Here is a 12,128-nt window from a genome sequence, read left to right on the forward strand (position 1 = left end):
CTCTTCCGCAGATCGGCGTTGATGATAGAGAACCTGTCCAAGGCTACTCGCCTCGGCTCGGACCTGCGCCAGTCTGACGACAGCTTCCTTGCCGATCCTCTCAGTACGGGCTAAAACGGTCAGTCACCGGGTAACTGTTTACTCGCTCAGGCGCTGGTCAGCCCGATTCGGCGGGCGTGGTCAGCCCGGCCAGACCAGTCGAGACTCCACCCGTATCCCCGGGGTGACATCTTCGAGCAGCCCCGCGAGCTCGTCCCCGGCCGCCCGCAGTTCCTCCTGGGACAGGGGCGCGAGCCGCTCCAGAAGGAACAGCGCGTCGGTCGTCTCCTCGGTGATTCGGGTGCGGACACACTGCCGCCAGTTCCAGCGGCGGCAGGTGACGCCCCTGTCGTCGCGCCAGACGACCTCGCCGGCCTCCGGGTGGTCGATCGCGGGCTCGCCCTTCTCGACGACCTCGAACGGCTCGTCGCCGCTCGCGCGCACCAGCCTGGCCGTCCCCTCGTAGCGGGTCAGATCCTCGCCGCCGATCGGCAGGCCGTGCCTGATGCTGATCGCGTTGTAGGCGTCGACCACCCGGTTGATCTCCGGCGGCGGCATCCGCCTGACCAGGGCGTCCACCGACGGCCTGGTCCGCTGCGGCTTCGCGCCGAACCCCCGGTAGGCCTCCCGCCACGCCTCGACCCTCGGGTCGTCGACCGCCACGGCCTTCTCCGCCGCCTCCGCCAGCCAGGCCCGGGACCTGTCGTCCGTGGGCCCGTTGCGCAGCCCGTACACCCCCATCACCAGCACCCCGAAGTCGGGCCTGAGCGTACTGACGGCGGGATCCACCCGGATGTCCTCGATCACGGCCCCAGTTTAGGGTGCCCGAGGCCCCTGCCCCCGGGAACGGCGTCAGGCGGCCGCGTGGGGTGTGAAGGTGACGTTCAACTCGGAGTCCAGCGCTTTCGCCAGGCGCCGAAGCAGTGTCAGCGTCGGGGTCACCCCCCCTGTTTCCAGGCGGGACACCTGCGGCTGGGTCATTCCGGCCCGCTCGGACAGTTCGGCCTGCGAAAGACCGAGCTCCACCCGGCGGTTGTAGACCTGCTGTCCCAGAAGCAGTGCTTCGCGGGCCTCCTGGTAGGCGTCGGCCCGGCGCTCGGCGCCTGTCCGCTCCCACGTGCTGTGAGCCATGCCCCACTCAGTCCTTCCAGACACGGTCGTAGACCTCAGAGGCGACCACATGAAGATTCTCACATTCGACCTGTGCTCGACGAGCGCGTTCAACCTGCCCGGTCTCCCTGCGGCGTGTCTTGGTGAATACGGTGAGAAGGACGATCCGTCGACCGGGGGCGAGCCAGTAGGTGATCCTTGCCTCACGGCGCGTGAGCGAGAGGCGCAGCTCGCGCACTTTGCCTCCAAGGTGCCTGGAGTACGGCTCGTCGAGCGTCTCGGCCTGCTCGGAGAGAAGGTCTGCCAGAGCTTCGACCTTCACGTAGTCGCGCTCGGACAGCGACTCAAGCCAAGATCGGATCTCGGGCTCGATGACATATAGCCTCACGGAGCGTGAGGCTATATGTCATCGATTATATAATCCGCGATACGTCAACATCGGTAACCGCAGGTCACCGGCTTGGGCGTCTGATTGTGGACGTACAGGGTCAGGTCGCGCCGGTCACCCGCAGAGGGTGCCGTTGAGGAGGAAGCGTTCCGGTTTGGGGTTGGGGCCGGGGGCGTCGGCGCCGATGAAGCCGAAGGTGATCGAGCCGCCGGGCTTGATGGTCTTGTTCCAGGCGAGATTCCTGGCGGTCACGGTCGCGCCGTCCTGGGCGAGGGCGGCGCTCCAGTGCCGCCGTACGGCCTGGCCGCCGAGGAAGGACCAGGTGAGGGTCCAGCCGTCGATGGCCTTGGTCCCGGTGTTGGTGATGGTGACCTGGGTGTTGAACCCCTCCGGCCACTGGTCGTGGTTGGTGTAGGTGATCTTGCAGGGGCCGGGTACGGCGGGGGCGGCGAGATAGGAGGCGATCCAGGCGAGCGGGGAGTTCCAGTTGATCGTCAGCTCGTTGGTGGCCCACGACTCGATGTCGTCGATGTAGCAGAACTGGGGCTTGCAGCCTCGCAGCTTGGCCTGGGCCACCGGGTCCTGGATGGCGGAGTTCGGGCCTCCGGCCAGGGTTCCGCGCGGCGGGTTGGGCAGGGACGGGTCGAGCTGGTGGGCGTACCAGCGGCTGTGCTGGTTCTTGGAGGCGACCTCGCCGTAGCCGGTCACGTACGACTGGTTGAGGGCGTTGCGCCCGAAGAGGTAGTCCAGCCCCTCCAGCACCCCGTCGCGGTATTTCGCCTTGCCGCTCAGGTCGTGGGCGACGGCCATCACGATCATGTTGTTGAGCACCAGGTTGTTGGAACCCCAGTCGTAGTCCGGCGGGTTGTAGGGAACGCCGTAGGGGTGGGCCTTCTGGACGGCGAGATACCTGTCGGCGCCCTCCAGGACCGACCGGCGCACCCGCGCCCGGTCGGGGAGCGCGCTGGGCACGGACGCCAGCTGCAGGCGGCCGAGCTGGGCGGTGTTGCCCCAGTCGAAGCCGCGCTCGCGCCAGATGTCGCCGGTGTGGTGCGGTGAGGCGAGCACGTGGTTCTTGAACTCCCTCTCGCCGGTGGCGAGGTAGAGCTCGGCCGCGGCCCAGTAGAACTCGTCGGTCACGTTGTCGTCGTTGTAGGCCCCGCCGCCCACCCCGTCCGCCGGGTCCGCGTACCGCGCGGGGTTGGCCTTCGCCGCCGCCCACGCCTTCCTGGCCGCCGCGAGGTTGCGCGCGGCGAACGCGGCGTCGTACGGGGCGAAGAGCCGGGCCGCCTGGGCCGCGGTGGCCGCCAGGTTGAGGGTGGCGGCGGTGGAGACCGGGTGCAGCTCACGTGGCTGCGGGTCCAGGTGGGGCAGGAGGGGCAGACCGGTCCACGCGGCGTCGTGGATCTTGTGGTGGGCCATTCCCGCGTACGGTTCGCCGTCGGGGACCTGCATGCTGAGCAGGAACTCCTGCTCCCAGCGGGCCTCGTCGAGGATGTCGGGCACCCCGTTGCCGCTCTCGGGGATGTCGAGGTCGCCGTCCTTGTGGAGGCCGTCGGCCTTGGCGCGCTCGAAGGCGGACATCAGCTGGTGGACGGAGATGCCGCCGTTGACGACGTACTTGCCGTGGTCGCCAGCGTCGTACCAGCCGCCCTTGACGTTCAGCGTGTAGTCGCAGACGCCCGGCTGGCAGGGCACCGCGACGTCACCCCGGTTGGGGGCGACCCCGGCGTGCCCGGCGGGCCTTCCGTAGCCGGGGCGGAGGTCGTCGAGGATCGGGATGCCGCTGCGCTGGGTGTAGTAGAACTTCAGCGCGTCGGTCCTGAGCTCGCCGTAGACGTCCGTGCCGATGTCGAAGGGGCGGCTGGTCTCGCCGTCGGCCTCCAGCGTGTAGCCGGTGCCGGGGGTGGTGACCGTGCCGAAGTCGATCGAGTGCACGTTCTGGCCGGAACTCCCGTCGACGCCGCGCGGGACGGTGTCCCCCTCGGCGACGACCTCCCCGCCGCGCCTGAGCTTCCAGCCCACCGGCTCCGTCCCCTCGGTGACGAGGGTGGCGTTCTTCGGCCCCGAGGGCAGGTAGCCGACCATGTTCACCCGGACGCGGGGCCCGGTGTCCGGTTCGTAGACGTCAGGCTCGGCCCCGCCCTTCAGGGAGACGTTGTCCACGCAGAACCTCCACGGGGTGGCGCTGCCCCCGAGCTGGAACGCCACCTGCGCGCCCGGCAGGTCCACAGGCGAGGTGAAGGTGTAGCGGTAGTCGTTACCGGACACGCTCAGCTCGGGATTGGCCGACAGGTACTGCGTGTAGGGATCCACCGGGAGCTGGACGAGGGCCTTGGCCACCCGCCCCGGCGTCGCGATCCCGAAGAAGGAGAACTCGTACGTCTCGTCTTTGACCAGGGGGATGTCGTTCTGGCCGACGATGACGTCCCACGGGTTGGCGGTGCCGCCGGGGATGTCGGCGCACAGGCGGCCGTCCTCGACCTCCAGCGCGGTGTTGCCGGTGCTCCACCAGGGGGCGGTGCCGGTGTCGAAGGTGCCGTTGACGATCTGTTCGGGGCCGTCGGCGGCGGCGGGCAGGGGGGTCAGGGTCACCAGGGCGGCGGCGGCGGCGAGGGCGAGCCAGGTCGGTGGTCTGATCACGAGGGGTCCTTTGGGCGGGGGAGGTGCCAGGTTGCGGGAGCGCGGGATCCGAGGACCCCGGTCGGGGGAATCCAAGTGGGAGCGCTCCCACAACCTGGGTGCCCGATGTTTCCAGCGCGTTTCACCCACCGTCAACCGGTCACCCTCCCGGACCGCACGCCGACCGGGCGAATGACCGATTTGCCCGATGAAACTTTCACGGCTCCGGGGGTCGCCTCAGGGAGCGGTCCAGTCGATCTCCGGTCCCCGGGGCACGATCCCGCTCGGGTTGATGTTCGTCTGCGTCACGAAGTAGTGCCGCTTGATCTGGTCGAAATCGGTCGTGTCGCGGAACGCGGGGATGGCGTGAAGCTCGCGGGCGTAGGCCCACAGCGCCGGGTGGTCGGTCAGCCGCCGCACCGAGCACTTGAAGTGCGTGTTGTAGACGGCGTCGAACCTGGCGAGCGTCGGGTAGAGCCGCACGTCGCTCTCGGTGAGCGCGTCGCCGTGCAGGCGCCGGCGGGTGGACAGCCGCTCTTCCAGCAGGTCGAGCGTGGCGAACACCTCGGTGACCGCCTCGTCGTACGCCTCCTGCGAGCGGGCGAACCCGGCCCGGTAGACGCCGTTGTTGAGGCCATGGAAGATCACCTCGTTGAGCGCGTCGATCTCCTCGCGCAACTCCTCCGGGTAGAGGTCGGGTGCGCCCTCGGCGTGCCACGGAGCGAAGGCCGTCTCTAAGGTGAGGGTGATCTGCGGGTAGTCGTTGGTGACGAGGCGCCCGGCGGTGACGTCCCAGACGCAGGGCACCGTGTAGCGGCCCTCGTAGCCGGGGTCGGTCGCCAGGTAGAGCTCGGAGAGATACTCCACCCCGGTCACCGGGTCGCCCCCGGGGATCCGCCAGCCCTTCTCGTCCCTGATCGGGTCGACGATCGTCACCCCGATCACCTCCCGCAGGCCCAGCAGCTCGCGGACGATGAGGGAGCGGTGCGCCCACGGGCAGGCGTAGGAGGCGTAGATCTGGTAGCGGCCGGGCTCCGGCGGGTGCTCGCCGCCCGCCTCGATGCGGGTCGTGAACCGGTTCGGCTGCCTCTCGAAGCGGCCACCGCCGGAGATCTCCTTTTCCAGCTTCATGTCTCGACGGTACGGGACCTTCGGCCGGGAGGGGGATGCCGGTCCCTCCGAGGTATTTCATGTACAACCAGTAGGAAATATTGACTTACTGGGGAGCGGTGCGTAGTTTCTCCGGTATGGGCATCTATCTGACTCGGTGCGCGCACGTCGACCTCTGCCGTGTGTTCAGCGCCCAGTGTCCGTGATCACGAATCGACCCGCCGTCCCCTCCCACACCTCACAGGACGCATATCGTGATCATGATCAGACATGTCCCCGTCGTCTTCCACGCCCCCTCGGGGGGTCCCCGGTGAAGCTCCGGATCCAGGGGGTCGGCAAGAACTTCACCGGCCGTGACACCCAACGCTCCTTCACCGCCCTCGACGACGTCAACCTCGACGTACGGGCGGGGGAACTCCTCACCCTGGTCGGGCCGAGCGGCTGCGGCAAGTCCGCCCTCCTCGACCTGATCGCCGGGCTGGCCGCGCCGACCACCGGCCGCGTCCTCCTGGACGGCGTCCCCCTCGACGGCCCCGGCCTCGACCGGGGGATCGTCCTGCAGCAGTACGCGCTGTTCCCCTGGCGTACGGCGCTGTCCAACATCGAGTTCGCGCTGGAGGGCAGGGCCGCCACGAGGCGGGAGCGCGCCGACCTGGCCAGGGGGTATCTGGACCTCGTGGGGCTGGGCGAGTTCGGCGACCGCTATCCCCACGAGCTCTCCCTCGGCATGCCCCAGCGCGTCGCCATCGCCAGAAGCCTGGCCGCGGATCCGGCCGTCCTGCTGCTCGACGATCCCTTCGCCGCCCTGGACGCCGGAACTAGAGCGTCGCTCCAGGAGGAGCTGGTACGAATCTGGGAGAGAACCGGCACGACGATCCTGTTCACCACCCGGAGCATCGACGAGGCCGTCTATCTCGGCCGGAGGGTCGCGGTCATGACCCCCCGGCCCGGACGGATCCAGCGGGCCGTCGAGGTGGATCTCGGCTCCCGCGAGGGTGACCCGAGGGACGGTCCCCGCTTCGGCGAGTACCGCCACGAGGTATGGAAGCTTCTCCGTTTCGACGTCGACCAGAAAGCACCGGTGGCCTCATGAGCATCGTGACCGTGGTGGGAAACCCGCGACCTGGATCACGCACCCACGGGGTGGCCGTCCGGGCGGCGGAGGCCGTCGCCCGGCGGATCGGGGACGGGGAGGCTCCGGAGGTCGTCGATCTGGCGGCCCTGGCCCCGCTGCTGTTCGCCCCCGAGACGGCGCCGGAGGTGAAGGCCGCGCTGGAGCTGGTCGCCGGAGCCGACGTGCTGGTGGTGGCGAGCCCGACCTACAAGGCCACCTACACCGGCCTGCTCAAGGTGTTCCTCGACCGGCTGCCGGGCGGCGCGCTCGCCTCGGCCGTCGCGATCCCGCTCCTGGTGATGGGCGACGCCAAGCACTCGCTGGCGGTGGAGGTCCACTTCCGGCCGCTGCTGGTGGAACTCGGCGCGACCGTTCCCACGCCGGGCCTCGCGCTGCTGGAGTCACAGATTCCCGATCTCGACGCCGTTCTCGACCCCTGGGCCGATCGGGTCGGCCCACAGGTAGTGGCGGCACTCGGAAAAAGGGCTCCGGAATGACGCGGGGAAGAGATGGCGGTCGTAATGGGTTCTGAGAAGTGTCCTTTGTTCCTCAGAGGGGGAAAAGTGACCAAGTGGAGCATCTTGGTGATACCTCACACAGTCCTGAGCGAGGTGCCATGACCGAGACGCTGTCGGGCCGCGAGGTCGACGCCGAGAGCTTCCGGCAGGCGCTGGCCGTCCATGCGGCCGGGGTCGTCGTCGTCACCGCTCAGGTCGACGGAGTGCCGGTCGGTCTCACGGCCACCTCGTTCTCGTCCGTCAGCCTCGCGCCCCCGCTGGTCTCCTTCTACGTGGACCAGTCCTCGACCACCTGGCCCTGGCTCCGGCAGGCCGATCATTTCGCGGTGAACATCCTGGCCAGCGACCAGGCCGAGGTGGCCTCGCGTTTCGCCAGGAAGGGCGTCGACCGCTTCGCCGCCCCCACCTCCTGGACCCCCGGGTACCTGGGTGTCCCGCTGCTGGGCGGCGTCTCGGCCCACCTGGTGTGCGCTCCCCACTCCACCGTCGACATCGGCGACCACGTCCTGGTCGTCGGACTCGTCACCGAGACCGGCCTCGAACCCGGCGGGCGCCCGCTCCTGTACCACCAGGGCCGCTTCGGGCGTTTCACCCCGCACCCCTGACACCGCTACGGCCCGCCGTTTTCACGTGATCGGCGATAGGAGAGGTGAGCTCTCCTAGGGTGTGCGGTTTCATACCGGTCGTGGAATGTCGCCAACTGATGAGATCTCATGTGCACGGCGGCGTGTAGGGAATATCGGGAATGTATTGGCTCCACTCCGCCTGAGTTATGGGCGTACCGCCGACTCCGCAGATGAAGCGGATCGCTTCGTTGATGTCAAGGTTCCAGAGCTGGAGCTTTCCGTTCTGCGTTCCGGTGAGGAGGGTGTCGCGCTCGTCGATGAACGCCGCGGCGATCGGATAATCCTGATCCCGCTTCATGATCGTCGTAACGCGGGGTTTCGCGGGGTCCGCGACGTCGCATGTCGCCAGAATCCTTCCTCCGGGATGGAAGGCGACCCCGCGGACGGCCTGGATGTGGCCGGTCAGTATGTGGCGTGTGCGGGGGCGGGCCGGATCCCGGACATCCCACAGACGGACGGTGCGATCATCGGACGCGGACGCCAGAAAGCCGGCCGTCAGGGTTGAAGGTGGTGGCCCACACGGCGTTCCTGTGACCTGAGAGCCGTGTGCCGGTCTGCCAGGTGCGTGCGCTGAGCACGGCTCCACGGGTTTGGGGGAGCGGTGCGAGCCGATACGAGATCAGGGCGAGAAAGCCGCTGAGAGGGCGGTCCGACACCGTGTTCGCGGTGTCGCTCACCTGGCTCGCGATGGCCCGGTTTCTCTGCTGGATCGCCTCGTCGCTCTGCTGCCGGGCGTAGAAGCCGGCCGTGACGGCGGTGAGAAGCAGTACGGACAGGGCGGCGATCACCGCGGTGGTGATCCTCCGGCGTCGGCGGGTACTCCGGCTCGACGCCTGAAGGAACGTTCGTTCGCGGTGAGCTCACTGGAGTCGTCCAGAGCGGCTTGGACCGACACCAGCCGGCTGTCGAGATAGAGATACGCGGAGTCGTGGGCGTGACGTACCCAGGTGTCGGTGTCCTCGGCAAGATGCTGACACATGAGCAAACTGCCCGGTCCGTATCGATCCAGTTCTTCAACCTGGGCCATGCCTGGATGAGCGCCTCGTGCGTGATCTCCGCGCTGTCCTGGTCGACCGTGATGAGACGGGCCTCCACGAACCTGCTCAGGATCGTGCTCGCGACCGCCTGACCTTGAGAACCGTCCAGCAGCAGATCGGCAATCGCCACCCGCCGTCTCGTGGCGTCCGTCTGGTCGTCGAGGTGTATGAGCCGGAGCAGCAGTCGCTGAGTGTCATGAAATCGAAGAACATCGCACGTTGAAGATCCGCACTGCCTCGGCGGGTGTGCATAAGGGTTTATATCCAGCAATGCACTAAATGTCACATATTTTTGATCGACGGCTTTGTGGGCACCGGTCATCGCCACGAACGAGGCTTATATCCGCCATGCGGTTGGCTCGTTCAGTGACATGTGGATCGCCGCAACGATCAGGAAATATGCGCGTGTGATGACTCGAAGGCGGTGAGTCCGGTTCCGATGATGATCCTTCCAGCGGGTCAGGCTGGTGCCGCACGTGTTCGAGCCGGTTCTTGACCGGAGTCGTGGGCGGGTCGACGGTGTGCCGGTGTCCGGCGGGCCGCAAACGTCCGTCCTGAGGATGCCTCGGAGGGGGGCCGAGGAGGATCCTCAGGCGAGGCGGACGGTGCCCCGGCCGGTGGCCAGGGGGAGATCCAGCGCGGTGCGGATGCCCGGTGGGGCGGCACAGAGGGCGGCGATGGAGTTCACGGCGTGGGCGGCGGCACCGGCCAGGCCGTGGGAGATCTCGTCGACGGTGAGCATCAGCTGGGGAACACCTTCGATGTGGACGCTGAAGCCGGGATCGGCCCAGCGTCGCACCCGGTCGGCGTCGGCCTTGTAGACGCACTCCACGGTCATGAAGGGACGGCCGCGGACCAGCCCGCTGAACATCCAGCGGGACGCGCACACGGTGCCCACCCTGACCAGCCCCGAGATGATCTCGAACTCCTCGGACGCGAGCTCGAACTCGTCGCTCTCCTCGACCTCGTCGAGGGCCACGCCGAGGTTGTCGGCCACGAACTGGACGCTCTCGGCGAACAGCGAGCGCTGGAAGGCGCGGAAGGGACGCACCGCGGCGACGTAGTCCTTGGCTGAACGCGTGAAGCCGAACAGGTCCACCACGATCTGCCGGGACGGATGGCCTCGGAAGTCGGACGACTCCCGGACGTAGATGTGGTCGACGCGGCTGGACAGGCCGGTCAGCGTGAGCGGCAGGATGTCGCTCATGAAACCGGGGTTGACGCCGGTGCCGTGCAGGGACGACCGTCCCGCGCGGCAGGCGGCCTCCAGGCGCTCCACCACTCCCGGGCCGTAGCACTTGGGATACACGAACCCGGTGGTGGTGATGACGTTCTTGCCGGCGGCGAGCAGCGCGCAGATGGCCTCCACGTCGCTCGGATGCTCCCCACCGAAGTAGGACGCCGGCAGTGGCATGTGCAGCACGCAGTCGGCCTCCGTGGCGAGAATCTTCTCGACGTCGTCGGTGCAGGTGACACCGGTCTCGGGGAGCCCCACGAGGGTCCCCGCGTCCAGTCCCACCTTGTCCGGGTCGTAGACCAGCACCCCGGCCAGCTCGAACTCCGGCCGAGTGATCACGCTGCGCAGGGAGTGTCTGCCGACGGCGCCCGTGGCCCACTGGACCACGCGCAGGGGCGGCGATAAGGACATATAGGGCCTCCAGCCCAAAATATTGGGCGGGGCCGTACAAGGAAAAGTGAGGGGTGTCGTCGTTGACCCTCGCCCGTGTGGGGCAAAAACTTTAGCAGAAATTAACACGTGTGCTTACTATGCGCAATGATCCCAAGCATTTCCGGTTACCGCCGCGCGCCTTTCCCTGTGATGTCGTGAAGGGCCCGCCGGCGGCTCGTGCCGGTTTCGGGGGCGGTGTCCCGAAGGTTCCGCAGGTGGCGTCCCGGGGATCCCCCATGGCATCACCGGGGTCGGTCGGGCTATTGTTCAGACGACTAGAATTATGTTCTCGTGGGAGGGTTGCGGATGTCAGAGCTGCGGTTTGACGGCAGGGTCGCGGTCATCACCGGCGCCGGGCACGGACTCGGCCGCTCGCACGCGCTGTCGCTCGCCGAGCGCGGCGCCAAGGTGGTCGTCAACGACCTGGGCGGGGCACTGGACGGCACCGGCGCCTCCGCGGGCCCGGCCGCCGAGGTGGTCGAGCTGATCAGGAAGAACGGCGGAGAGGCGACCGCCAGCACCGACAACGTCGCGACCCCCGAGGGGGCCCAGGCGATCGTACGGACCGCGATCGACACCTACGGGCGGCTCGACATCGTCGTCAACAACGCCGGCATCCTGCGGGACAAGTCCTTCGGCAAGATGAGCGTCGAGGAGTTCGACCAGGTCCTCGCCGTCCACGTCCGCGGATCGTTCCTGGTCAGCCGGGCGGCGTTCCCCTACCTCAAGGAGCAGGGGTACGGCCGGATCATCAACACCTCCTCACCGGCCGGGCTGTTCGGCAACTTCGGGCAGGCCAACTACTCCACCGCCAAGATGGGGCTGGTCGGCCTCACCAAGACGCTCGGCATCGAGGGCGCCAGGGCCGGGATCAAGGCCAACGCGATCGCGCCGATCGCCTGGACCCGGATGACCGAGGAGCTTCTGCCCGCCGAGTTCGAGGCCAAGTTCACCGCGGAGCGGGTCAGCGTCCTGGTGACCTTCCTGGCGCACGAGGCCTGCGAGACCAGTGGCGAGGTCTTCAGCGTCGGCGCCGGCCGGATCGCCCGGGTGTTCGTGGCCGAGGGGCCCGGCTGGCGGCAGGACGGCCACACCGTCGAGGACATCCGGGACAACTGGGAGGCGATCCTCGCCGAGCAGCCGTACCTGACCCCGACCACCCTCGGCCAGCAGGCGACCGCCTCGATGAAGGCCATGCTCTGACCGTCGCGGACGGGCGGCGGTGGCCGCCGAGGTCACGACGGCCGGCTGAACGGACGGTCGGCTGAACGGCTGAACGGACGGACGGATGAAGGGCCGGCCGGTTGAAAGGCCGGCCGGTCGAAGGGCGCTCTCGTTTCGAGGGCGCCCTTTTCGTTGCCCGAGGCGGTTCCTGGACAGTTCCGGGGCGATTCCGGGGCAGTTGTGAGGCGGTTTTGGGATGGCCCGAAGGGGCCGTGAAGATGCAGGAATCGGATGAATGGCCCGGTAGAGCCCTGAAGAGACTCTTTGGACCGGTCCGCTTTCGTTGCCCGGAAGGGACCTTTCTGTTTTGACCAAGCAACCTTTTGCTTGACGGCCGTCAGAACTCGTCCTTACTATCCTGAAATAAGGAGGAAATAAGCCAGAAACCGGTAGATTTCGAGGTTTCCTGCCACCCTCTCCCGGCATCCCAACCGGTCCGCCCGCCAAGGCCGCCCGGTTTGTTTCGCATGTCCTTCTCATCCCCCCAGGAGATTCCATGCGCCGCCAGCTCACCGCCTTAATGGTTCCGATCCTGCTCCTGTTATCCGTGTTCTCCGGTCTGTCGATGTCTCCGGCGAACGCGGGAGCCGCGAAGGCGGCGGCCTTCCGGGTGTTGTTGTTCACCGAGACCGCCGACTACGTGCACGGCTCGATCCCGTCCGGCATCACGA

Annotated in this window: 13 protein-coding genes and 2 pseudogenes; 5 read left to right on the forward strand and 10 right to left on the reverse strand. The window is 67.8% G+C overall.

The window, feature by feature from the left end; translation table 11 throughout:
* Positions 1–180 precede the first annotated feature (180 nt).
* The 5 genes from ACSDR0_RS42980 to ACSDR0_RS43000 form a co-directional block, all read right to left on the reverse strand.
* Entirely contained in the window at positions 181–846 is a 666-nt protein-coding gene (locus ACSDR0_RS42980) for a B3/B4 domain-containing protein (RefSeq protein ID WP_435294740.1), read from the reverse strand.
* A 45-nt stretch (positions 847–891) separates the two neighbouring features.
* Positions 892–1,170, reverse strand: a complete 279-nt coding sequence (locus ACSDR0_RS42985) for a helix-turn-helix domain-containing protein (protein WP_435294741.1) — start codon at positions 1,168–1,170, stop codon at positions 892–894.
* 7 nt (positions 1,171–1,177) lie between these two features.
* Positions 1,178–1,537 (reverse strand): type II toxin-antitoxin system RelE/ParE family toxin, encoded by a 360-nt coding sequence (locus ACSDR0_RS42990; RefSeq protein ID WP_435294742.1) that lies wholly within the window; start codon positions 1,535–1,537, stop codon positions 1,178–1,180.
* Between the two features lie 114 nt (positions 1,538–1,651).
* A complete protein-coding gene (locus ACSDR0_RS42995) occupies positions 1,652–4,180 on the reverse strand; it encodes a glycoside hydrolase family 9 protein (protein WP_435294743.1) in 2,529 nt (842 codons plus the stop codon).
* A gap of 216 nt (positions 4,181–4,396) precedes the next feature.
* On the reverse strand, positions 4,397–5,290 hold the full coding sequence (locus ACSDR0_RS43000; RefSeq protein ID WP_435294744.1) for a glutathione S-transferase family protein: 894 nt from the start codon (positions 5,288–5,290) through the stop codon (positions 4,397–4,399).
* 289 nt (positions 5,291–5,579) lie between these two features.
* Between ACSDR0_RS43000 and ACSDR0_RS43005 the strand changes: the two genes are divergently transcribed.
* From ACSDR0_RS43005 to ACSDR0_RS43015, 3 genes are all read left to right on the forward strand, one after another.
* Positions 5,580–6,362 carry an ABC transporter ATP-binding protein gene (locus ACSDR0_RS43005; protein ID WP_435294745.1) on the forward strand — a complete coding sequence of 261 codons (783 nt, stop codon included), beginning with the start codon at positions 5,580–5,582 and terminating at the stop codon, positions 6,360–6,362.
* Positions 6,359–6,880 carry an NADPH-dependent FMN reductase gene (locus ACSDR0_RS43010; RefSeq protein ID WP_435294746.1) on the forward strand — a complete coding sequence of 174 codons (522 nt, stop codon included), beginning with the start codon at positions 6,359–6,361 and terminating at the stop codon, positions 6,878–6,880. The genes ACSDR0_RS43005 and ACSDR0_RS43010 overlap by 4 nt, the downstream gene beginning before the upstream one ends.
* Before the next feature lie 119 nt (positions 6,881–6,999).
* Positions 7,000–7,506, forward strand: a complete 507-nt coding sequence (locus ACSDR0_RS43015) for a flavin reductase family protein (RefSeq protein WP_435294747.1) — start codon at positions 7,000–7,002, stop codon at positions 7,504–7,506.
* Positions 7,507–7,612: 106 nt separating this feature from the next.
* Here the strand turns inward: ACSDR0_RS43015 and ACSDR0_RS43020 are convergent, their stop codons facing one another.
* The 3 genes and pseudogenes from ACSDR0_RS43020 to ACSDR0_RS43030 all read right to left on the reverse strand — a co-directional run bounded on the left by ACSDR0_RS43020 (position 7,613) and on the right by ACSDR0_RS43030 (position 8,315).
* Positions 7,613–7,825: a hypothetical protein gene (locus tag ACSDR0_RS43020; RefSeq protein ID WP_435294750.1), complete on the reverse strand. Its 213-nt coding sequence runs from the start codon at positions 7,823–7,825 to the stop codon at positions 7,613–7,615.
* Between the two features lie 48 nt (positions 7,826–7,873).
* Positions 7,874–8,026 (reverse strand): annotated as a pseudogene (locus ACSDR0_RS43025) (hypothetical protein); the annotation flags it as partial.
* Positions 7,992–8,315, reverse strand: coding sequence for a hypothetical protein (locus tag ACSDR0_RS43030; protein WP_435294751.1), 324 nt, complete (start codon positions 8,313–8,315; stop codon positions 7,992–7,994). The pseudogene ACSDR0_RS43025 and the gene ACSDR0_RS43030, both read right to left, overlap by 35 nt.
* Before the next feature lie 146 nt (positions 8,316–8,461).
* Between ACSDR0_RS43030 and ACSDR0_RS43035 the strand changes: the two genes are divergently transcribed.
* Entirely contained in the window at positions 8,462–8,656 is a 195-nt protein-coding gene (locus ACSDR0_RS43035) for a hypothetical protein (protein WP_435294752.1), read from the forward strand.
* On the opposite strand, the pseudogene ACSDR0_RS43040 reads toward ACSDR0_RS43035, so the two are convergent.
* A pseudogene (locus ACSDR0_RS43040) lies at positions 8,572–8,886 on the reverse strand (nSTAND1 domain-containing NTPase); the annotation flags it as partial. The gene ACSDR0_RS43035 and the pseudogene ACSDR0_RS43040 overlap by 85 nt on opposite strands.
* 267 nt (positions 8,887–9,153) lie before the next feature.
* Positions 9,154–10,212 carry an NAD(P)H-dependent amine dehydrogenase family protein gene (locus tag ACSDR0_RS43045; RefSeq protein WP_435294748.1) on the reverse strand — a complete coding sequence of 353 codons (1,059 nt, stop codon included), beginning with the start codon at positions 10,210–10,212 and terminating at the stop codon, positions 9,154–9,156.
* Positions 10,213–10,539: 327 nt separating this feature from the next.
* On the opposite strand from ACSDR0_RS43045, the gene ACSDR0_RS43050 reads away from it, so the two are divergent.
* On the forward strand, positions 10,540–11,436 hold the full coding sequence (locus ACSDR0_RS43050; protein WP_435294749.1) for an SDR family oxidoreductase: 897 nt from the start codon (positions 10,540–10,542) through the stop codon (positions 11,434–11,436).
* Positions 11,437–12,128: the final 692 nt, after the last annotated feature.

The sequence above is a fragment of the Streptosporangium sp. G11 genome (assembly GCF_051192615.1).
Lineage (GTDB): Bacteria > Actinomycetota > Actinomycetes > Streptosporangiales > Streptosporangiaceae > Streptosporangium.